The 22,369-nt window shown below is 50.4% G+C and carries 14 protein-coding genes and 1 tRNA gene; 3 read left to right on the top strand and 12 right to left on the bottom strand.

Features of this window, described 5'->3' with window-relative positions; all coding sequences use genetic code 11:
- Nucleotides 1–7: 7 nt before the first annotated feature.
- The 5 genes from EYZ66_RS09490 to EYZ66_RS09510 form a co-directional block, all read right to left on the bottom strand.
- Complete coding sequence (locus tag EYZ66_RS09490) at nucleotides 8–2,023, bottom strand: glycoside hydrolase family 97 protein (RefSeq protein WP_009574940.1); 2,016 nt, start codon at nucleotides 2,021–2,023, stop codon at nucleotides 8–10.
- Between the two features lie 21 nt (nucleotides 2,024–2,044).
- Nucleotides 2,045–3,898 (bottom strand): glycoside hydrolase family 13 protein, encoded by a 1,854-nt coding sequence (locus EYZ66_RS09495; RefSeq protein WP_009574941.1) that lies wholly within the window; start codon nucleotides 3,896–3,898, stop codon nucleotides 2,045–2,047.
- Nucleotides 3,891–5,396, bottom strand: a complete 1,506-nt coding sequence (locus EYZ66_RS09500) for a tryptophan halogenase family protein (protein ID WP_009574942.1) — start codon at nucleotides 5,394–5,396, stop codon at nucleotides 3,891–3,893. The genes EYZ66_RS09495 and EYZ66_RS09500 overlap by 8 nt, the downstream gene beginning before the upstream one ends.
- Nucleotides 5,397–5,464: 68 nt before the next feature.
- Nucleotides 5,465–8,191 (bottom strand): TonB-dependent receptor, encoded by a 2,727-nt coding sequence (locus tag EYZ66_RS09505; RefSeq protein WP_160195657.1) that lies wholly within the window; start codon nucleotides 8,189–8,191, stop codon nucleotides 5,465–5,467.
- A gap of 34 nt (nucleotides 8,192–8,225) precedes the next feature.
- Nucleotides 8,226–8,435 (bottom strand): hypothetical protein, encoded by a 210-nt coding sequence (locus tag EYZ66_RS09510; RefSeq protein ID WP_009574944.1) that lies wholly within the window; start codon nucleotides 8,433–8,435, stop codon nucleotides 8,226–8,228.
- 206 nt (nucleotides 8,436–8,641) lie between these two features.
- Between EYZ66_RS09510 and malQ the strand changes: the two genes are divergently transcribed.
- Nucleotides 8,642–10,180 carry a 4-alpha-glucanotransferase gene (malQ, locus tag EYZ66_RS09515; RefSeq protein WP_216090316.1) on the top strand — a complete coding sequence of 513 codons (1,539 nt, stop codon included), beginning with the start codon at nucleotides 8,642–8,644 and terminating at the stop codon, nucleotides 10,178–10,180.
- A 98-nt stretch (nucleotides 10,181–10,278) separates the two neighbouring features.
- On the opposite strand, the gene EYZ66_RS09520 is transcribed toward malQ, so the two are convergent.
- Nucleotides 10,279–11,664 carry an alpha-amylase family glycosyl hydrolase gene (locus tag EYZ66_RS09520; protein WP_216088945.1) on the bottom strand — a complete coding sequence of 462 codons (1,386 nt, stop codon included), beginning with the start codon at nucleotides 11,662–11,664 and terminating at the stop codon, nucleotides 10,279–10,281.
- A 211-nt stretch (nucleotides 11,665–11,875) separates the two neighbouring features.
- Here EYZ66_RS09520 and EYZ66_RS09525 point away from each other — a divergent pair, with 211 nt between their 5' ends.
- Nucleotides 11,876–13,057: an efflux RND transporter periplasmic adaptor subunit gene (locus EYZ66_RS09525; RefSeq protein ID WP_009574948.1), complete on the top strand. Its 1,182-nt coding sequence runs from the start codon at nucleotides 11,876–11,878 to the stop codon at nucleotides 13,055–13,057.
- A complete protein-coding gene (locus tag EYZ66_RS09530; RefSeq protein WP_009574949.1) occupies nucleotides 13,054–16,161 on the top strand; it encodes an efflux RND transporter permease subunit in 3,108 nt (1,035 codons plus the stop codon). Before EYZ66_RS09525 ends, EYZ66_RS09530 begins: the two co-directional genes overlap by 4 nt.
- Before the next feature lie 148 nt (nucleotides 16,162–16,309).
- On the opposite strand, the gene EYZ66_RS09535 is transcribed toward EYZ66_RS09530, so the two are convergent.
- From EYZ66_RS09535 to EYZ66_RS09560, 6 genes are all read right to left on the bottom strand, one after another.
- Nucleotides 16,310–17,629 (bottom strand): serine hydrolase domain-containing protein, encoded by a 1,320-nt coding sequence (locus EYZ66_RS09535; RefSeq protein WP_009574950.1) that lies wholly within the window; start codon nucleotides 17,627–17,629, stop codon nucleotides 16,310–16,312.
- Nucleotides 17,630–17,802: 173 nt separating this feature from the next.
- Nucleotides 17,803–19,476 (bottom strand): glycoside hydrolase family 43 protein, encoded by a 1,674-nt coding sequence (locus EYZ66_RS09540; protein WP_158026995.1) that lies wholly within the window; start codon nucleotides 19,474–19,476, stop codon nucleotides 17,803–17,805.
- Nucleotides 19,477–19,559: 83 nt separating this feature from the next.
- Nucleotides 19,560–20,279, bottom strand: a complete 720-nt coding sequence (locus EYZ66_RS09545) for an NUDIX hydrolase (RefSeq protein ID WP_040816110.1) — start codon at nucleotides 20,277–20,279, stop codon at nucleotides 19,560–19,562.
- Between the two features lie 576 nt (nucleotides 20,280–20,855).
- Nucleotides 20,856–21,698 (bottom strand): IS3 family transposase, encoded by an 843-nt coding sequence (locus tag EYZ66_RS09550; RefSeq protein ID WP_009577128.1) that lies wholly within the window; start codon nucleotides 21,696–21,698, stop codon nucleotides 20,856–20,858.
- Nucleotides 21,698–22,198: a transposase gene (locus tag EYZ66_RS09555; RefSeq protein WP_040817814.1), complete on the bottom strand. Its 501-nt coding sequence runs from the start codon at nucleotides 22,196–22,198 to the stop codon at nucleotides 21,698–21,700. Before EYZ66_RS09555 ends, EYZ66_RS09550 begins: the two co-directional genes overlap by 1 nt.
- Nucleotides 22,199–22,269: 71 nt before the next feature.
- Nucleotides 22,270–22,345: transfer RNA gene (locus tag EYZ66_RS09560), tRNA-Ala, on the bottom strand.
- Between the last annotated feature and the right edge of the window lie 24 nt (nucleotides 22,346–22,369).

A 22,369-nucleotide genomic window follows, 5' to 3' on the forward strand; every position in this document is an offset into this window, starting at 1 on the left:
CTCCTGCTCACTGTGGCGTCAGAATGGCCGCAAAACCACCACTGGCGACCATGTTAATCTCTACAATCGAGCCCCGACTTACCGTAAACGATTCTTTGATAAGTTCCGCAGGGTTCGTGCGCCAATCGGTTGCTGCAGCATCTCGATACAGGGTCAGCGTGTATGTTTGATCATCCAACAAAAAAGACAGAGGGAGTGCCAAAGAGCGGCTATTTTCGTTCGTCATTCCCCCGACAAACCATCGCTGCCCATCGCGCTCTTGGCGCGCCTGCACGACAAACTCGCCCACCTCTCCGGCTAGCGCAACGCTTTGCTCCCAGTCCGTCACAACCGATTCTATAAACTCTAACGCGACAGGGTGCTGTTGGTAGTTTTCAGGCAAATCTGCCGCCATCTGAATTGGGCTGTAAATAACCACATAACTTGCTAACTGCTTCGCGACTGTCGTTTGCGGGCGGTTCCAACCGTCCAGGCCATTAAACGTCATGTCTACTATGCCCGGTGTAAAATCCATCGGGCCGGCCAGTAAACGGGTGAACGCTAGGGTGGGTATATGATTAGGGGGGTTCGGCGGCGATCCCCAGGCATTGAATTCTTGCCCTCGAGCGCCCTCACGGGAAATCCAATTAGGATAAGTGCGTCGTAGACCAGTATCTTTAACGGGCTCGTGGGTGTTGATACTTATTTTGTGCTGGGCCGCCAGCCGCACATTGCGCAGATAATGGTTCACCATGTATTGCCCATCGTGCCACTCGTGGCGCTTCAAACCTTCTGGCGTGTGGCGCACTATGTCACCCCCATCAGCGACATACCCCGTTTTAACCTGCGCCACACCGACCGATTCATACAAGGCAAAGGCGTCTTCCATTTGCGCCTCGTAATTCGTGACGTTGCCGGAGGTTTCGTGGTGACCTATCAAGCGAACGCCATGCTCGCGTGCATAGTCAGTAACCTCCTTTATATCAAAATCGGGGTAAGTTTCAGTAAATGAGAACACCTCGCCATTGGAAAACCAGTCACCATCCCAGCCGATATTCCATCCTTCGATGAGCACGCCATCAAAACCGTATGCTTCGGCAAAATCAATGTAGCGTTTTGCCTCAGAGGTCGTAGCACCGTGAGCAGGACCACTGCCCCAAGTATTTTTATTAATGTGCATGCCCCACCAAATACCGACGTACTTGCCCGGTTCCACCCATGTCACATCACCCAATTTGTTGGGTTCATTCAAATTTAAACTTAGGAGACTGTTCAACAACCCTTTGGCAGAGTCAGAGATTTGAATCGTGCGCCACGGGGTACTCAGGGGTAAGAAAGCCTTAACCAACACACCCTCACTCCAAGGCGCCAAATCCGCCTTGAGCACGCCTGTTCGCTCCTGCTTGAGTGACATGGCGGCATAATCCACTAAAGCCGCTTCGTGGATACTTAAATGAACACCGTTCGCTTTTCGCAAGGTGACAGGGGTGTGCACCAATCCCATAGCATCGGCCTTGGTCTGCTGGTACAAATACTCGTAACGGTTCCACTCTCTAGCCGGTATCCACCAAGCGTCCGTGCGATGAGCATCTGGCAGTACAAACTGAGTCAATTCATCAATCAACGATACGGGCCCGTCGATAAGCTCAGGTACGTGATATCGAAAGCCTAAACCGTCGTTGAATACTCGCACCTCAAGGGTGAAGACCTCTTGCCCGTCGCCGTTTAGAAAACTGGCAGTGAGCTGCTGGAAGCGGTTATCAACGTAGCGCTGTTCACCCCAAGGTTGCTCCCAAGGCTCGTGCTTATGCTGGACCTTAACCTCCCCCAAGGTCAGGCCCTCACCCAAGGTTTCGAGCTCAGCGAAGGTCAAGCCTAAGCGGCTTGGCGCTATGATCGTCTTCCCATTGAATCTGACTTGGTACGATGCTGCACCTTGAGGTGCCGAGACCTCAAGCTCTATTCGACCATCGGGGGAACTTACCGTTGCCGCCAGTAGAGCTGGCGCCCAGAGCAAACACAGAACCAGTAAAACCTTTTGCATAGTGTGACCCAAATCGTCGTTTTAAGGAGTTTGTAAAATCAGTACAGACTTAGGGGGGACGGCCACCGCCTTCGAAAAATCGATAGACTCATTGCTTAGGGCGTCGGCCCAAAGGTTGGAATCGCCAGTCAGCTCACTCACCTCGGCACGCGGCACATTCCTTGGTACATCCAAGTTGTTTACCAACACCAATACCGTACTGCTTTGATAGGTTCGGCGGTAGGCGTACAAGCCTTCAAAGGGGGCCTTGTGACGAAAATCGCCTTTATGAATGGCAACCTGCTGGCGGCGCCAATTCAGAAGTTCACGCGTCCACTGCTGAAACTCCAGTTGCTCTTCTGACAAACCCGCGCCAGTGCGAGCGTTGACTGCATCGCCAGCCCACCCACCGGGAAAATCGCTGCGAATAACGCCATGCGACTCTGTGCCTCGGTTGTGCATGAGTATTTCAGTGCCATAGAAAATTTGTGGAATTCCGCGCAAGGTCGCGATCATGGCAAGTGCCATTTTCGTCGCAGAGACAGATTCATTCACCTGGCTGAACACCCGGCTCATGTCATGATTATCAGGGAAGATCACCAAATCATTTGGATTGGCATACACAAAATCGTTCGCCAGCGTTTGATAAACACGGGTCAAACCTGTGTTCCAGGCCTCGCTCTCGGCAACGGCTTTCAAAAGTGAGTCGTTAAGAGGGAAGTCCATCATAGCCGGCGAGCTGCCTAGATAGCCATCGCTGTTGTGCTTCCCATCTTGCCAGTAGGCCACAATCGAAGGGTTCAAAGACCACTCCTCACCTACACTATTGAGATTTGGATATTCCGCCAATAAGGCCGCATTCCATTGCGCCATAAACGCCTTGTCAGAGTAAGGATAGGTGTCTACTCGCAATCCACTCAAGCCCAGGGTTTCTATCCACCAAATCGTGTTCTGAATAAGATAGCGCGCCATGTGAGGGTTACGCTGGTTCAAGTCAGGCATGGCGTCAACAAACCACCCGGACTGAAAGTTCTCTCGATCTGAGGCAATCGAATAAGGGTCTTGGACAGACTCACGACGATGATTTGTCCGTTGGCGGGAATCTGGATAATTCACCCAATCCTTGAAGGGCAAATCCTGCATCCACCAATGGTAAGAACCGCTGTGGTTCGGGATGACATCCCAAATAAATTGAATACCCCGGGCTCTGGCTTCGTTCGCTAATGTCATCATCAAAGCCAAATCGCCGTAGCGCGGATCGATGCGGTAATGATCAGTAATTGCGTAGCCATGGTAGGACTGCTCTGCTTGATCGTTTTCAAGTACTGGGTTCATCCACAGCTGGGTCACCCCCAAGTCCTGTAGGTAATCTAAATGCTCCCGCACTCCCTGCAAGTCACCACCGTGGCGACCGTAGGGCGCCGAGCGGTCAACCACCTGTTCTTGCATACCTTCAACACGGTCATTGCTACTATCGCCATTGGCAAAACGATCAGGGGTCAGCAAATAAATCACGTCACTCGCGTCATACCCCTGCCCTGCACCCAACGCTGGGTCACGAGCCTTTAGGAGGTAATTTAAGGTGTAGTCTACGGCTCCAGAAAACCTGAGTTCGAGGGTTTGCTCCTTGGCCTCAGGGGCGATTAGCAGATTCACAATCAGGTAGTTATCGCTGTCGGCAGGCTTTATGTCGACCAACTGCACTGTGTCGTCGGCGACCCCCACTTCAAGTTGGGCGCGCCCAACATTGTCACCGTGGATGAGTAGCTCTAGCTCCTGATTTGCCATGCCGACCCACCAATTGGGCGGGTCAACGCGAAGTTCAGCAGAGACGTTAGCAGCGAGACACAGCGACACGACGACAAAACACACATTTTTCAAGTTGATCTTAGCCATCAAGTTGCACCCCACATGACAGTAAAAACTCTTCGTGGCGGGCGCAGTTATCGCTCGCGCCAGCCACCAAACTCTTAAGATCGGCCATCAAACCCGCAAGCTGCTCTCGTGAAATCGAATCTGCGAGGGGATGGTAGTCACTAGGCACCAGCCCTTGCCCAATAAGGACTTGTTGCCATGCAATTTCTTGAAAAAGCTCATCGCCTTCTTTAAAAACTTTGCCCGACGTTTTAAAGAGCTCGAGGCGATGTTGCAGTGAATCGGGAATATCCATGTTGCGGCAGTCAATCCAGAACTGACTGTCAGTTCGCGCATTTACCTTGTAATGCATAATAATAAAATCACGAATCTTCTCGAATTCAACCTGAGACTGCCGATTGAACTCATCTACCTCGGCGGGCTTAATACCGTTATGAGGGAAATGTTGCACCAAGCGGCGCAAACCTGACTGAACAAGATGAATGCTGGTGGACTCGAGTGGCTCCAAGAAGCCGCTGGCTAAACCAAAAGCAACACAGTTTTTGTGCCACTGTTTTCGTCGGCGCCCCGTCTTAAACGGAATACTGCGCGGTTCAGCAAGGGGCGCGCCCTCGACATGTTGTAGCAGAGTGCGTGCGGCCTCGTCGTCGGACATGTAGGCGCTGCAATACACATGGCCATTGCCGGTGCGATGTTGCAGAGGAATATTCCACTGCCACCCCGCAGTGTGGGCGATAGAACGCGTATACGGTTTGATGGTTCCGTTAGACTCCGTTGGTACTGCCAAGGCCCGATCGCACGGTAACCAGTGACTCCAATCTTCGTAACCCGTTTCTAACACTTGCTCAATCAGCAGACCTCTAAAACCCGAACAATCTATGAACAAATCGCCTTCGATTAACTGCCCCGATTCCAGTTCAACAGATTCGATGAACCCAGTCTCGGAGTGTTGGTGAGCCCGCTTGATCATCCCTTCTACTCGAGTCACACCACTGTGCTCGCAGTAGTTCCGAAGATACTGAGCGTACAAGCCAGCATCAAAGTGATACGCGTAGCTTATGCCGGGTAATTGGGTGCCCGGAATGTGATTCAGTTTTGCGAACTTATTTTTCCTGGCCGTCTGATAGTTCAAACTGAAGTCCCAGTAGTCAGATTCAATGCCCTCCTGCTGACTACGAAGCCAAAAATGATGAAAACCACAAAAGGCAAAATCTTTACCGATATTGCCAAAGGCGTGCATATAGCTGTCGCCTGCATTGCCCCAATTTTCGAACTGAATTCCGAGCTTAATACTCCCTTGAGTGGCTCGAAGAAACTCCGCTTCGTCAAAGCCCAAGGCATTGTTGAAATTGATGATCGGAGGTATTGTCGCCTCACCCACACCAACAATACCAATTTCGTCAGACTCCACCAGGGTGATCGAAATTACCTTCCCCAGTGTCCGCGCAAACAAAGCTGCTGCGTTCCACCCTGCGGTACCGCCGCCAACAATAACAACGCGTTTAATCGCATCGGTCATAGAAGCCCCTCCAAAAAAAAAACCCCTGCCGAGTTGTGCAACAGGGGTTTCGAGTTTAGCCGCTTATCTTAGAAGTCGTAACTAAAACCAAGACGGTAGTTTTCGCCGTATTCTTGGTAGTCGCGAACGACACCACCGCTTAGCGAGGTAAAGGGCTCGTCCGTCAAGTTAACACCCTGTAGATAGACACGAAGGCCCTCTAGGTAGGCGATTCCTGAATCGGCGAAATCATACGAGATCTGCGCGTCAGCGATGGTCTCACCTAACATATCGTATTGATCTACGCTAAATCCAAGACCGTACAAATCGCCTTTGAAGTCGTCACGTTTACGCACACTCAAGCGAGCTTCGAATCCACCGTTTTCATAGTAAACGGTAGCCTGCTGTATGCTCTTGGACAAGCCAGGCAACTCATATTCAGCACCGCTTGGGGTTTTGATGTCCGAAGACACCCCTGTGTGGCTTGCAAAAATACCCCAACCTTCAAGGCTTTCGTGAATCATGCTCAAAGGCATTGCGAGCGAAACCTCCCAACCACTCAGAGTACCGTCACCGCCGTTGACCTTACCATTGACCGTAGCCGTGGTGCTGCCATCTGGAGTCGTTTGGCCCGTCGCTGCCAAGAAATTCGACACATCGATTTCCGCGGCACCGTCAAAGATCCACTCTTTCAGCTCTTTGCGATACAGCGCGATAGCGAAATAACCGTCATCAGCGAAGTAGTTTTCGTAGGTCAAATCAATACCCAAGGCTTCCTTAGGCTCGAGGGACGTATTGCCACCGCCCGCAGAGATGTAGTTGCCGTTTACGTCAGGCACCTGTGAGATACCGATACCAAACGAAGCGTTCATCTCATCCATGCGTGGGCGAGACATCGTTTTGGCAATACCAAAACGAATAGTTTGCTGCTCGTCTAAGGCCATTCTTAAATTAAGGCTCGGCAACACGTTGTTGTAGTCGTGCGACACCGTTTGACGAATCAGGTCGCTGCCGCTGCGTGCAAAAGCCGTAGAAGATTGATCAGTTTGCAAGTAACGCACACCGACATTACCACTGACTTCTTTACCCGCAATGTCCATTTCCAGATTTGCCATGGCATAGAAAGCCGTCACTTCCTCTGAAACACTCCACTGATTAGTCGCGTAGCTAGACTCTTCCAAGGTTAAGTCGTAGAAACCATCGCGGACCATCGCGATAGAGTCATAAGCAACCATGTTACCCATACCGATAAAGTTCAAGTTAACGCTACCCAGGTTGTATTTGTCGGGAATCGCTAGCATTTCGGGGAAGACGTTCAAGGTCATGAAGTAGTTTTCAGCCGTCTTTTCTTTGGTGCGATCACGGAAAGACACACCGTACTCGATGTCCGTAACCGGCCCCATGCTCAACTGCTGCTTAGCGGCAAGTTTAAGTGCCGTGAGCTCATCGTCAATATTGGGGGCATTCAAGAAACCGTCCTGCGCAGTGTTTTCAAACTCTGTGCCTGTGGCGCCAAACTTGTCGTTTAGCGTCGATTGCCAACCCCAAGTCAAAGGACCGCCCAACTGAATCAGGCTCGTATCTGAGTAATCCAAACCTGGGCTGAACACAGCACCTGAAGCGCCACCTTTTAGGCTGTAGCTGATCGTATCGGCCACGCCACGGTCATTGCCTCGACCCGTACCAGAATAAGATTCGAACGAGTAGATTTCACGTTGTACTTCCGAGCGGCTTGCATCGAATTCAATTTGCAAATCGTCGCTCAGATCAAATACCAAGTTAAACCCCATCGAGGTCAATTCAGCTTTACGTTCTTCGTAGTCGTTGCGAACCACCACACGTTGACCCACGGTAGTGCCGCCTTTCACAACGCCATTTGCGTCAGGCGCATCCGCCGTTACCGCACCTTGGCCCCAAGCAAAAGGAATCTCGATACCACGAAGCAGCTTCTCATCCGCAAAATCTACGTACAATGCATCAGCAGTCATGCTCAAGCGCTCGTTCGGCTCAAACTGTACAACCAACATCGTAGAATCACGTTCCAATGTCGACGATCGCACGAAGGGTTTCGCACCCCCTAAAACGCCACCGGGGTAACCCCAAGCGTTCCAACGGTTTTCTTGGTTGGGCGAATCCATGGTAGCGTGAGCGAGGGCAATACCGACCGTGTTGTCAGCGAACTGCTGGATTAATGAAAAGGTCGCGTTTACGCCGGTATCGTCAGCGTCGGGGTTTAACTTACCCAGGCTGTTGTATTCGTACTCACCTTTAATTTGGAAGCGCGCATTAGTGTCGAGCGGCTTCACTGTTCGCATGTCAATAACACCCGCAATGCCCTCTGCTTCCAAAGAGGCGCGAGGCGTTTTGTAGACGTTAACAGCCGACATAATTTCCGACGGGTACAAATCGAACTCGACGCCGCGGTTATCAGAAATCGATACTTGCTCTCGGCCATTGAAAGTCGTGGCGCTCTCGTTTTCTCCAAACCCGCGGATGCTGATTCGGCTGGCGCGACCGTCTAGACGCTGCGCTGCCAAGCCAGGTAGGCGCGCAAGCGACTCCGCAATGGATACGTCCGGCAGTTTACCAATGTCCTCTGCAGAGATGGATTCGATAATTGAGCTGTCGTAGCGTTTGTTATCGATAGAGTCGATCAGACTTTTTCGATAACCAGTGACTACAACTTCTTCTAGCATGCGCTCTTCACCATCTGCTGTTTCGACGTCCTGAGCCATTGCAACAGTTCCTGCAACGCCCATGGCGAGTGAAACGCTAAGCGCGAGTTTTTTGGGCTGAAAAAAATGGGTTGGTTTCATAGATGCACCTTCGATTCATTTTTTTTGTTTTCGGTTATGCTGCCATTGCCATGCACTCATTAATGTTCTGGCGAGCGAACCATGACGTTTTTTCACCTGAGCTCATGTGCAGCGGTTTACAGGCTGAGTGCATAATAGCGATGCGTTCATTTGACTCACAACCAGCTACATACGTATTCAAAAAGTACTCAAAATCAGTGGCAGACACACAAAATTTTTCTGAAAAATCAAAAAAATCAGACACTTAACGCCTAAATTCTTCTATCAACCAACATTCTTATCGTTTATGAATAGGTATGCAGAAAAAGTTGCACACATTGTAAACAAGACCTACCTAGCGCTATTTTACGCAAAAATTCAGATGCCAAAGGGGCGTGAGCTCCCGAGCAGTGTACAAGATCAATAAAGGCCTCAATCGCAATGTTAGCAACCGACACCTCCCCAACGGAGATGCCCACTCAACGAAATTTGCAACCCTTCCTAAATGAGAGGGCCAGCGGCGTACTGCTGCACGTAGCCAGTTTACCCTCGGTGTACGGAGTCGGGGATTTAGGCGCTGCGGCCTACACTTTGGCAGATTGCCTGCACTTAGCAGGCCAGCGATATTGGCAAATATTACCGCTCAATCCGTCGAATCCGACCTCGGGCGAATCGCCCTACTTCAGTTCTTCTGCATTTGCCGGGAATCCCTTGCTCATTGATCTAGAAGCGTTGGTCGATTGGGGCTATTTATCACCGCAGGACCTTGAAAGCGCCATTGTCGAGGAAGCGGACTCCATCGACTTTGCTGTAACGCGCCCGAGAAAGCTCAACACCCTCTATAAAGCGGTGGCGAACTTCGACGCCCAAAAGGACACCGAGTTTGCGAATTTTTGTCGAGATCAAGCCTATTGGCTGCACGATTACGCTGTTTTCACAGTAATTGCAGATATTGAAGATACTGCCATTTGGAGCGATTGGCCCGCCGCTCTGCGTGATCGACAGGCTCGTGCTATCGATGCACTAGAATCACACCACGGCGAAGCGATCCTGGCTCAAAAAATCATTCAATATTGGTTTTACAAGCAGTGGTTAGCGCTCAAAGCCTACTGCAACCAAAAAGGCCTCGTAATATTTGGCGACATGCCAATCTATGTGAGCTACGCCAGCGCCGATGTTTGGGCGAATGCCAGCTTATTCAAACTGGACCAGGATAAACGACCCACGCACGTATCAGGCGTACCACCAGACTACTTTAGCACCACAGGTCAACTGTGGAATAACCCGGTTTATGATTGGGAAGCCTTAAAGGCCCAGAATTATCAATGGTGGATACAACGCATGGGCGGCTTATTTGCCCTTTTCGACATGGTTCGGATCGATCATTTCAGGGGCCTAGTCCAGTATTGGCAGGTACCTGCGGGGGAGCCTACCGCAATTCATGGCACTTGGGAAAACGTACCAACCTATGAATTGTTCGATGCGCTGATCGCTGCACATCCTGACTTTCCTGCGGTGGTGGAGGACTTGGGCTTAATCACAGATGACGTGCTCGCGGTCAAACAACATTACGGCTTTCAGGGCATGCACATCCTGCAATTTGCGTTCGATAGCGATGACGTAAGCAACCCTCACCGCCCCGAAAATCATCCCGAGCGCGCACTTGTTTACGTTGGAACTCACGATAATACAACGCTTGCCGGTTGGTTGAGTGAAGCTGAAGATCATACTCACGCACGGTTAAATCAGCATTTGAACGGTTATGCATCAACATCAAACGAGTTTGCAGTGATCGAATTGGCGCTGGCTTCAGATGCCAACATTTCGATAATCACTGCCCAAGATTTACTGCAATTGCCGGGGTCCGCGCGAATCAACAATCCCGCAACACTGGTGGGCAACTGGCGCTGGCGCCTAACGCAAGCCCAGTTCGATGCAATTCCTTTTGATCAAGTTAAAAATCTTACCCAGAAACACAAGCGAGTCAGTGCTTTCTTGGCTGACAAATAAGCCAGTAACGACTGGGAGTCAGGTAAACACTTGCAGATCGAAAGTGCATAAAAAAGGGCCACTCCCTGGCCCTTTTCGCGGATCGCAGCGCTAAATTGCTATCTCAAATACACTCGATATCCCCAGGGCTCGATCAACATTGGCTTGCCTTGCTCAAGCGCAACCTGCTCGCCCGTAAAGTATTCGGTATAACTATCAGGAAAAAGCGTACCGTCCATCGTAAATTCAGCTGGCTCGTCACTGAAGTTGATCACTGCGAACACTTTGTGCTCCTCGTTTTGACGCACGAACGTTAGTACGCGGTCAGCCTCTGAGTTTGGCACATGCACCATGCGAGCCCCCCATTGGGCATTCCACAGAGCATTATTTTCGTGCTTTAGTTTAAATAGCTGCCGATACAAGTCCCCAATTTCGTGCTCACGCCATTCGATTGAATCTTTCTCGAAAAATGCTAGCCGCTTGTCATTACCCGCTTCTTGCCCACCGTAAATCATCGGTATCCCTTCACCGACAACCGATAACACGATGGCAGGCTTAAGACCGTCACCGTAGCGCTCGAATGGCGTTCCCTCCCACGCATTCATATCGTGGTTACTGACACCAATCATTCGCATGGCTTCACGCGGGTAAGCGCTCTCGTTCCACGAATAATAAACATACAAAGGTGCTAGATTCTTAGCTTTGCCAGATACAATATCGTGCATAGCTTCCTGCAAAGACCAAGCATAAGTGGCGTTGAATGCAGCTCGATGCATATCGCGCGACTCCCACTCAGCCAACATGAAAACTGGCTTGATCAGGTCGAGCTCTGCACGCACATTCTCCCAGAAATCCAGCGGTACAAATCCTGCCACATCGCACCGATAACCATCGATATCAAATTCCTCAACCCAGTACTTCATCGCTTCGGTCATCGTTTTACGTAAGCCTGGTTGAGAATAATCTAAATCAATAATATCTGACCAATCCCACCAGGGTGTGGGCCTAAAATCACCCTTGTAGTCTTTTTCATACCAGTCAGGATGTTCAAACCGCATGGGGTTATCCCACGCCGAATGGTTAGCCACCCAGTCAAGAATCACTTTAAGTCCCAAACTGTGCGCTTCTTTAACAAAGGCGCGAAAATCGGCCTCAGTACCAAGATCGGGATTAACACCAAAATAGTCTCTGACGGAATAAGGGCTACCTACAGTGCCTTTTCTGTTCTCCTCACCAATGGGATGAATAGGCATCAACCAAACAATGTCCGCTCCAAGCGCTTTTAATCGGGGCAAATGCTTAGCTGCTGCATTAAACGTTCCCTCCTCAGTAAACTGTCGAGTATTGAGCTGGTAAATCACCGCATTCTTTAGCCACTCTGCGTGTTGTACCGACGAGTAAGACTTGGGCTCGTACGAGGATATTTGAGGCACAGGCTCATTGGTTTCACAGGCAACTAAGCCCATCATCAGTGTGATTATGGCGCTTGTCTTGAGTAGGTTCATAGGCACCCCTTATTATCAGTGATCGCAGTTGAGCCTATTCCTGCGCGGCATGCCAAATGAATAGGTATTCAGTATTCGTCAACTTCGGCTAGCGGTCCCACAAACTCAGTTTGGCGTGCTCGCTGCACCATCCATCGTATCTACACCGAATTCATTCTTGCGCTGTCGTACAATGCGACGTCGCGAAAAGCTTTGCCCCCGAAGGTTAACTATGTTGAAAAAATGGCTAAAACGTCTTGCTCCCATTCTGATAATTGCAGTTGCTTTTGCAATATTCGCAACACTGCAAGCGAACAAACCGATGCCAGAGAAAAAAGAAGCTCAGGCCAGAGTTTTACAGGTCTACACCACACCTGCGGCCTTGGAGTCGACCTTCTTCGATGTCTATGCCCAGGGCGAAGTCAAAGCACGCACAGCCATCAATTTGGCCGCGCAAGTGGGCGGCCGAGTTGAGTGGGTATCTAATCAGTTCATCCCGGGCGGCTTCGTTCGGGCCGGCGAACCCATACTGCGACTTGAAGCCATAGATTACCAGCTGGCGCTAAACCAAGCGGAAGCGTCACTGGCCAACGCTACAGTGTTATTAGAAAAAGCTGAAGCCGATGCGGATGTCGCCCGCAAACAACTGGTAGGGGTTAAAAACCCATCACCCTTGGCTCTGAAAATTCCACAAGTGAAGGAAGCCAAGGCGTCGGTCAAAGCGGCGCAGGCATCAGTAGAGCGCGCTCGTTTAAATTTGGAGCGCACCACGGTAAGCCTACCCTACGACGCACGTATTACTGGCGTCAATGTTCAGGTGGGCCAGGTTATCGCTGCCGGTCAAGCATTGGCAGCGGCATTTTCCATCGATGAAGTCATGGTAAGACTTGCATTGAAGCAAGAGGCGCTCGGCTCACTGGGCTTACCCATCGGCTTCGTTGCTGAAGCCAACAACGAACCCTCAGTCACCTTCTCAACCGAGATTGCCGGTACAGGCTATCAATGGACAGGTAAACTTACCCACATAGAAGCCAATATCGATCAGGCGACCCGTATGGTGCATGCCACCGCAACCCTTAAAAACCCGTACGATAAGGCGAACACCAGTAAGGGCATGCCGATGGCGGTCGGGCTGTATGTCGATGCTCACATTCAAGGTCGCCAAGTCGACCAAATGATCACGATCCCACGCTCAGCACTCAGGCCCGGAAACCGTGTATTCATCATCGAGAACGACACGCTTCAGGTAGCAGATGTTACGGTCGCCCATTCAAATGAAGAGAAAGCCTACATAAGTCAGGGCTTAGTGGCGGGCGCACAAATCATCACTTCACCTATTCGAAACCCAATAGCAGGTATGGCAATCACCTCTATCAAGCCCGGCGTACCCGCTGAATCGGAGTCTGCAGAATGAAGGCGCTAATCGCGTGGTGGACACGAAACCCCGTTGCCGCCAATTTGTTAATGGCCGGCATATTGATCGCCGGGTGGCTTGGATTCAACAACATGGAACGCGAAGTATTCCCTGCTGTAAAAGTCAATCAGGCGACTGTCGAAGTCTCGTGGCGAGGAGCCAGCGCTCAAGATGTCGAAGAGCAAGTTATTGCGCGCATAGAGGAAGCCCTAGAAGATCTGGATAGCGTCTATCGTGTATACGCCACAGCGTACGAGGGCTACGCCAATGTGCGCGTTGCAACTTACCCCTACGTTGAAATCGAAACGTTTGTTAATGACGTAAAGAACGCGGTCGACTCGGTGACGTCCTTCCCGCGCGACATCGAAAACCCGAGAGTTAAGCGCCTAGAATTCCGCGAAGAAATGATCCGAGTCGCGCTCTACGGCGACCATAGTGAGCGGGAGCTGACGCGGCTTGCAGAGGAGCTGCGGCAAGAGCTGGCCGCTCTACCTTACACCTCGCTCGTTGAACTGTTCGGAGCTCGCAATGAAGAAGTCACCATAGAGATTTCTGAATCGGCCCTAAGAGAGTATGGCTTAACCTTCAGTGAGGTTGCCAACGCCATTCGCAGCTCATCGTTGAATACCTCTTCCGGCAGTGTTCGCACCGATGTCGGCACATTTAGTATTAAAACCCGGAACCTTGCCGACACTGCCGATGACTTCGGCAATGTCATCATCCGCCAAACTCCTGACTTCGGCACGGTACTCCTAAAAGACGTTGCAACGATCATTGATGGCTTTGAAGAGAACGAATTGCTTGCGACTGTAAACGGCCAGCCCACCGTTTTACTGCAGGTCAAAGCCACGGAAGAGATGCAGGTTGTAAAAGCCAGCGATGCGGTAACCGAGTGGGTAGATACGCGTAGAAAGACTCTACCAGAGGGTTTGGACCTAATGATTTGGTTCGACACAGCAGACATCTACAAAAGCCGTATGGAAACCATTGGCAGCTCCGCTTACATGGGTTTGATATTGGTCTTTGTCATATTAATCGCGACCCTGAGACCCCGCGTCGCCTTGTGGGTGACTGGGGGTATCGCAGTTGCCTTTATGGGGACATTCGCATTTTTACCCTCGGCCGATGTCTCGTTCAACGTGATATCAACCTTTGCCTTTTTGCTGGTGCTAGGAATTGTGGTGGACGATGCGATTGTAGTCGGTGAAAGTATTCACGCTCACAGCGAAGCGAGCGGAGGGGGCGACAACGCGGCGATCAACGGCACATATGCGGTCTCTAAACCCGTAATTTTTGCGGTACTCACCACCATCCTCGCCTTCGCCCCATGGTTTTTCGTGTCTGGCGAAACAGCTCAGATCACACGCCAGCTGTCCATTGTGATCACTTTAGCGCTGACCTTCAGCTTAATTGAAGTGTTTTTAATTTTGCCGTCTCATCTGCGCAATCTAAAACCTAGGGATACGACAAAGTGGTTTGCGAAGTACCAAACGAAAATCGAGCACGCAATCGTAAGCTTCGCTAACGTGCAATATCGAGCGGTTATAAACGCCGCTATTCGTCATCGCTATATCACCCTATCATTCTTCGTTGGCTTATTTATCGTCAGCATTGGCGTCTTCAGCAGCGGCTGGGTCAAATTTAACTTCATGCCCCAGGTAGAAAATGAGCAGATCTACGTTAGTGTAGACCTACCCGCCGGCACTCCTTGGGAGCGCTCACTCGAAGTTTTGGAGCAGCTTCAGGATGCGGAGCGGCGCCTTGTCAAGGAAGTCGAGACGCAGGGGGCCGCTAATGGTGAAGAAGTTCAGTTAATCGAAGGCTGGTATACGCGCTCTCGATGGGACAACGTACTGGCGATTATTCGTCTTGCCCCACCCGAAACACGTGCCCTATCAGCACGCGAAGCCGCCGAGCGTTTTCAAGAGTTGGTCGGCGATGTTCCCGATGCCGAAGCGATTTCGGTGAACTATACCCTGAACGATGGCAACCCACGAGTTACATACATGTTGCGGGGTAATGACTTGGAAACCCTGCGATCCGCGAGTCTGGACATTCAATCACAACTTAGAACCTATCAAGACGCCTTCTTCATTCGCGACAGCCAGCGTGGCGAACGCGAAGAAATTCGCCTTAACTTGAAACCGACCGCAACCGCAATGGGCTTAACGCTCGCTGAGGTGTCGCGACAAGTTCGACAGGCCTACTACGGTGAAGAAATTCAACGGCTGCCACGTGAAGTCGGCGATGTTCGGGTTATGGTTAAGTATCCAAAAGCGCTGCGCGAAAACTTGGGGTCACTGGACGAGTTTCGTATTCGCACGCCAATGGGTAATAGCGTCCCGCTGGCCTCAGTGGCTGAGTTCGAGGTCGGAGCCGGAGTTCAGCGCATTGAACGCCGAGACGGTCAGCGTGTGATTTATGTCTCAGCCGACGTGACCGCTGATGCCATGAGCACTATTGGCAAAGACATGCGCGAAAATTTCATTCCTGCCCTGGAACCAAAGTACCCCACCGTAAAATTTGGTCAAGGCGGCTCACAGGAGGAAGAAGCCGAATTCTTGGGTGAAATCCAAGCCCTGTATATTGTAGCAATGTTCATGATGTATGCGTTAATCGCCGTAGCGTTCAGAAGTTACTGGTTACCCATGCTGATTATGACGGCGATACCTTTCGGGTTTATGGGAGCCATTTACGGTCATTTGCTGTTTGGTATTCCCTTAGCACTGTTCTCGTACTTTGGCATAGGCGCCGCAGCCGGCGTTGTGGTTAATGACAACCTCGTTCTGGTGGATTACATCGGCAGGCTTCGCGAGCAGGGCAAATCAGCCGTAGACGCCGTCATTGAATCGGGAGTGAATCGCTTCAGACCCATCTTATTGACGACGGTAACCACCTTCGTCGGCTTGATGCCGATCATGGCAGAGCGCGCCACCAGCGCTCAGTTTCTAAAGCCCGCAGTATTATCGCTGGCCTTTGGCGTGTTATTCGCTTTGTTTGTCACTCTGTTACTGGTACCCGCGCTCTACATGATCGGTGACGATTGGCGCAATAGGGCTAAGAAGGTCAAGCAACTCGCGGTTGAAACATACACTGACAACTAAACCAAGATCGTGTAAGCGCATAGAAGTACGCGCCTTACAGTTAGTCACACCTCAACTCGATGCCCGGCCCCCGGGCACCGGCCCTTTACGCAGATAGAGTTTGGCCAACCCACCTCCTAGACAGCGTGTGCGGAGGTGCGCGTTGACATCACCTTTGGTTCTCGAGGATATCTCGTATCCGTTCATCGATCGCCACGCCCTCTGTAGGCGGCATGAATACTTGGGTCATGATAACGCCAACTTGTTGTTGCTCAGGATCAATCCAATAACGGGTTCCTTCGTACCCACCTCCTGTCCACAGCCCTGCTCGACTGAATGAGCCATCCGCGCGAAGTCCACTTGAGATCCAGAGGGTATAACCCATCGCGCCCCACTCATTTTTATTAATCTGAGCGCTGGTCATTGCTGTCACGGAATCTGGATCTAGCAGCGGCCGCAGATTGTTCAGCTCCGGGAAAAACACGACGCGAAGAAATTTTGCGAATCCCGGTGCCGTGGCGACAAGACCCTCCCCTCCCAGAAAGAGCGTCGTGTCTGGGCCGTAGGGTGGCTGCTCGCCACCAAAGATGTCAAGTTCTCGGTCTCTAGCCAGCCTTAAGGTGCCATCTCGCCCCGAGGTTCTGGGCGGTAGCTCGACGTTCTTGGGTAACCGAAAGGAAAGCCCCTCTATGTTGTAAGGGTTTGTGATTCTCTGTTCCAAGAGGGTTTGAAGGGTCTTACCACTCGCGCGTTCGAGCAGAAAACCTAAAACGCTTGTGTTTAGCCCATAATAATAATCGTCACCGGGCTGCTGGATCAGAGGTAATGTCGAAATTCTAGCCAACCAATCATCAGTGCTCTTTGCCAAGGGAAGGTGCAACTGAGCTTGCGCCTCGTCGAGGCATGGTATACCGGTTGTTGCGTAATAAAAGCCCGCTGTGTGTAACATAAGGTCACGAATGGTCATCGGTCGCAACAGAGGTAACAGCTCAAAGTCGCAGGCATCAGTTGCTATGTTATTTGTCTCACTACCAAGCACGTAGCCTGAGGCCGATGCTTCAGTCATTGTCCCCCCTGAGCGAGGAACTGCAACTCGCAGGTCAGCTAATTCTGGCAGATAAGATATAACCTCATCCTCAAGGCTAATTACGCCGTCTTCAATAAGATCCAAGGTTAGAACAGTTGTGACTAATTTTGTCATCGACCAAATTCGCATCCAGTCATCGACTTTGGGCGTCTCTGTTGGCGCAAAAAACGCCTCGCTAGCAACTGATTCAGAGACAAGCACTTCGCCTGAAGCCGTCTCGATATAGACCAACAGGAAAGGATAGGCCTCTTTGCCGATTACCTCATCCTTGAGTACTTTATGAGTGAGTTCTCTAGCCTGTTCTTGCGATGAGCAGGCTAGAATGAGAGCAGATATCAACGCGATACCGATTACGCCCCGCAGATGACTACGACATGTTGAGGTGATGATAGCGATGTTCATGGTTTATGTTCCTGGCACGTTTTTTTTTGCAATTGTGGGCCATGCCTGCCTCCCAAATGCGATTAGAAAAGCCGAAATTTAGTTAACTCAAAGAAACCCGATAATTAACCTCGCGCTCCGGCTATGCTGTATTCAGGAACTGCACAATGGCACACTTCAAACCACCTACCTTGTTAAAAACGAGGTCTCGGGGCGTACTTCACCCAATCGAAGTCGGCAAAATCCCCGGGTTGATTCTGCTGACTTAGGGCAAACAAACCGAGGTAGGCTCCTGTATAGCCCTGGCTGATAAACTTATCACCTGGTACGGAGGCCACCTCGGCCCAAGTTTTCCCCTCATCCAGAGAGTAGGCGAGAGCATAGGAAGACTTACTCGAGTCAATTCGAAGCTGGATTCGCCCCTGATAGTCTGTAAGCTCAAGGGTCTCAAGACTGTTCTCGTACTCTGATCGGGCCTCTCGCACATGAACAGCAAGCCGATAACCACTGTCCGTTTGCTCTACTGTGAATCTCATATAATTATCGTCTTTCTGGAACAGAGTTATTCCTGCTTGGGAGCCTTCATGAAGCGGCTCAAATTTCATCTCCGCAATGTACTCAAAATCGCTTTCGGTTTGCCTAATACCCATCAAACTAGCTCGACCACGATTACGAGGTAACGCCGCATCAGCATAGAGCCTCAGAAAACCCTCGCGGGCTTGTAGTGAGAACAAACCGGGTTTTGGAACCCGTCTAAAGTTCCAGTCGAGTTTTAAGTTCGCTTGGTCAAAATTGTCAACAAACGTGGAAGGCTTGTTCTGGCGTGTCCCGGGAAAGGGACTAGGGTTTTCTCTTTCTACGCGACCACTCGAAGGGGCAAAAACTGGCCATGTCAGCTTTTCAGCTTTCCATTCGTAAGGTTCCTCCTCCCAAATTACGGGAATCAAGTGCGACTCTCTACCCATGTTTGAGCGTCGAGCAATATCGCTGCGAATACCTAGGGCAACAGCGAACCAACGGCCATCGTCCAACTCCACCAAATCGGCATGTCCGGTGCTGTTAACCCAGTTGTCATAGCTTAGATGACGTGACGTTAAAATTGGATTGCGGCTATTGCCAATATAGGGGCCAGTAAGAGAATCGCTGGACGCGACGGTTACTGCGTGATCAAAGCTGGTACCGCCCTCGGCGATCAATAGATAGTAACGACCGTCTTTTTTGTAGATGTGCGGACCCTCTGCCCAAATCGCACCTTTGAGAGCACCGCGCCATAAAAAATAGCGTTCTCCGATCAGCTTCCATTCCGTTGGATCAAGCTGTTGCAACCAAATCTCACCCTCGCCTTGAAAGGCAGGGTTCTCTGGAGCGTGATTTCCGACATACCAAACCGTTCCGTCGCTCTCGAAAAACAAATCAGGATCAATACCAGGCGCACCCTCAATAACATGCGGTTGTGACCAAGGACCCGCCGGATCATCAGCTGTGATCACAAAATTGACCATTTGAGTCGGCACACCGGGCTCAGGAGGGGAATACACATTCGTCGTGATGATGTAGTAGCGATCGTTGTGACAGCGGATTGAGGGCGCATGGATACCGCCGTCAGACTGTACGTCCACTAAATTCACTGCCGAACTGGCTTGCTCTGGGCGATGCAATCCATAGCCGATAAGTTCCCAATTGATTAGATCTTTGCTGTGGTGAATAGGTAACCCAGGGAAATATTCAAACGACGAATTAACCACATAAAAATCGTCACCCTTGCGGCAAATACTTGGGTCAGGATAGCCGCCGCGTAAAATCGGGTTTGTGAACCCGGCATCGCTGGCATTCACAGCGCCATTCAGCGTAGTGCTCAGAAATGCCATCAACACGTACCTTATCGCTTTTGTGCGGCGCGTTTTACGGTTTTTCATGATCGCCATTTTTAGCATTGCCCTACCTCGATTGATTACACCAACGACTGAACTGGAAAGCCGTGATCGACCAGTTCGTCATAGGCAGATTGATTTAAACGATAAAAAGTGGCCGCTCGATGAGCCACACCTGTTTGTTTTTCATCACACGGCAGTAAAAGACCTGACCGCAATACCTTGCGTCTGAAATTTCCCTTGTCTAGCCGCACACCAAGGACTGCCTCATAAAGATTCTGCAGATCCAGCAGCGTGAATTTTTGCGGTAACAGCTTGAGCCCAATTGGCCGGTATCGAACTTCTCGGCGCAGATGTGTTAGAGCTTCTGCCAAAATTTCATTGTGGTCGTACACCAACTCACTGACCTCGCCGATCGTGTGCCAATTGACGTCTTCTTCTTGGGTCACTAACTGATAACTGTCTGCACTGACGAGCGCATAATAGGCAACAGTAATCACACGCTCACCGGGGAAACGGTCGACTCTGCCAAAGGTTTTTAATTGTTCGAGATAGAGGTCACTAATGCCCGTGAGTTCATTTAGCAGCCTTGATGCAGCGCTGCGCAAATGTTCGTCGTAGCGAATCCAGCCGCCAGGTAAAGCCCACTTCCCCTCATGCCTTGGGTCTCGCTGACGCACTAATAAGACCTTTAACTGCGAAGAATCTAACCCAAAGATAACGTTATCGATGGACAGCGCTTGGATCTCATTCGATGAACTGCTGGGGCGATTTAATTGTGCGGATTTTCTTGAGGACATGAGTCTAAAAAAGCCACCGATCTTTTATAGTCAATTTAACTATAAGATAGCCTAGCTGAGGTTGTTAGGGAAGCCTAAATGTTCTGAGAACTTATCAGGCTCCACCAACTCATCGTGAGTGCTGAAGTAATGCCGCCTTGATAACGGGGTTATCGTGCCTGCGAAATGCAAGCTCGCACAGCATCGATCGCAACGTCGCAATCGCTGTTATGAAACATTGAGGAACTGAGGATTCGGGAATCGTGACATGCAAAAGCCGCCGATCCGCCGTTCCTCATGAATTCAGACGCTCACGGCTACTCTGCCTCAGCCCGAACAGTTGTCGATGATCTACTGTAAGGGTCGAAAACCCCAAGCATATCGGTGATGGGATGGAATCCAGCGACGAAGTGATAATTACCACAAATACGCGTTTTTGAAATCGGCGAGCTAAGCTCGGCCGCTCTCGACGATCCGTGGCCTCCTCGACCTCTGCAGATCCTGTACTTCGTCGCACTGCTTCCGCCTTAGACGTACCAAACGACCAAACAAAAAAGGCCACCCTTATGAAGTGACCCCATAAAGTTGGACTCATTTCTAAGCGGCGACCAAGGCCTGATTTCGATATTGTATCGGACTCAGGCCTTTTAGTTTCAGCTTAATGCGTTCGTTGTTGTAATAGTCGATGTATTCCTTAATGCTTTCAATCAGTTCGTCTGCGCTGTTGAAGACCTCACCGTGATACATTTCGCTTTTTAATATGCCGAAGAAGTTCTCTGCAACGGCATTGTCTAAACAATTGCCTTTTCTCGACATGCTCTGTTTTAAGCCGTTCTCGTCAAGGTGACGCTTATACAGCCTATTTTGGTACTGCCACCCTTGGTCAGAATGAACAATTGGTTTTTCATGTGCCTCCAGCTTGCGTGTTGCACGTCTCAGCATATCGGTTACCAAGGGTAATGCGAGAGACTTACGCACCTCGTAGCTCACTACCTCCTGGTTGAACAAGTCAATCACCGGCGATAAATAAACCTTCTGGTTATTCACTTTGAATTCCGTCACATCAGTAACCCATTTTTGGTTGGGTCTTTGTGCGGTAAAATCACGATTAAGTACGTTCTCTGCGATGCTTCCTACATCGCCCCTGTAAGACCTGTAACGTTTCGGCCTTACCTTCGACTTGAGACCTAAGACCGCCATCAGGCGCTGCACGCGTTTATGGTTGATGACCAGCCCCATCGCCCTCAGTGCGCAGGTTATCCTTCGATAGCCATACCGCCCTTTGTGCTTATGGTAGATGCTAGTTATTTGTGATTTTAATTCACTGTCGCTACACGGCTTTTTTAGTGCATTACGATGATAGTAATACACGCTTTTAGCTAACCGCGTCGCCTTCAGCAAATTCTGTAAGCCATATTGCGCCTTGAGCTCATCGACCACTAGGGTCTTTTCTTTGCTTTTTTCTTTCTGGCCTGAGCCAAGGCTTCTAACTTTTTTAAGACTGCATTCTCCGCCCGCAAATAATCCAATTCCTCTCTGAGTTCTTTTTCAGTCATTTCTGCTGAGGGTTTAAGCGTTGTAGAGTGCTCAGTCATGTTAGGCCTGCTATTTTTCCGGGGAGTGAGGCGAGATAGTCCTTCCTGAGCATAAAGCTTGTGCCATTGAAATAATATGCCCTGACTCGACAAATCAAAGTGGGCACTGGTATAGCTTAGAGACCAGCCATTCACCGTCATCGTTGTCAGTACGTGGGCTTTAAATTTAAGTGAATACGGTTGATGTGGGTGCTTAAAACTATCAGCACCATTTATGCTGTATACCTGCGACCAGTATCGAACGAGGCTGGATGCTACCCCATAGCGCTTGCCCACCTCCCTGGAAGGGATAGATTGAGCAAGTTTGGCGAGCTTTAACTTAAAAGCTCTATTGTGTTTGGACATAAAAAGACCCCCAGTAATTGGAATGTCCAACTATTGGGGGTCACTTCACTTACAGGATGGCCTTTTTTGTTTGGTGGAGCTAAGCGGGATCGAACCGCTGACCTCAACACTGCCAGTGTTGCGCTCTCCCAGCTGAGCTATAGCCCCGAATCTTCGAGAAGGCGCGCATTT

Origin of the sequence: Aequoribacter fuscus, assembly GCF_009910365.1 — a bacterium.
In the GTDB taxonomy this organism is placed as follows: domain Bacteria; phylum Pseudomonadota; class Gammaproteobacteria; order Pseudomonadales; family Halieaceae; genus Aequoribacter; species Aequoribacter fuscus.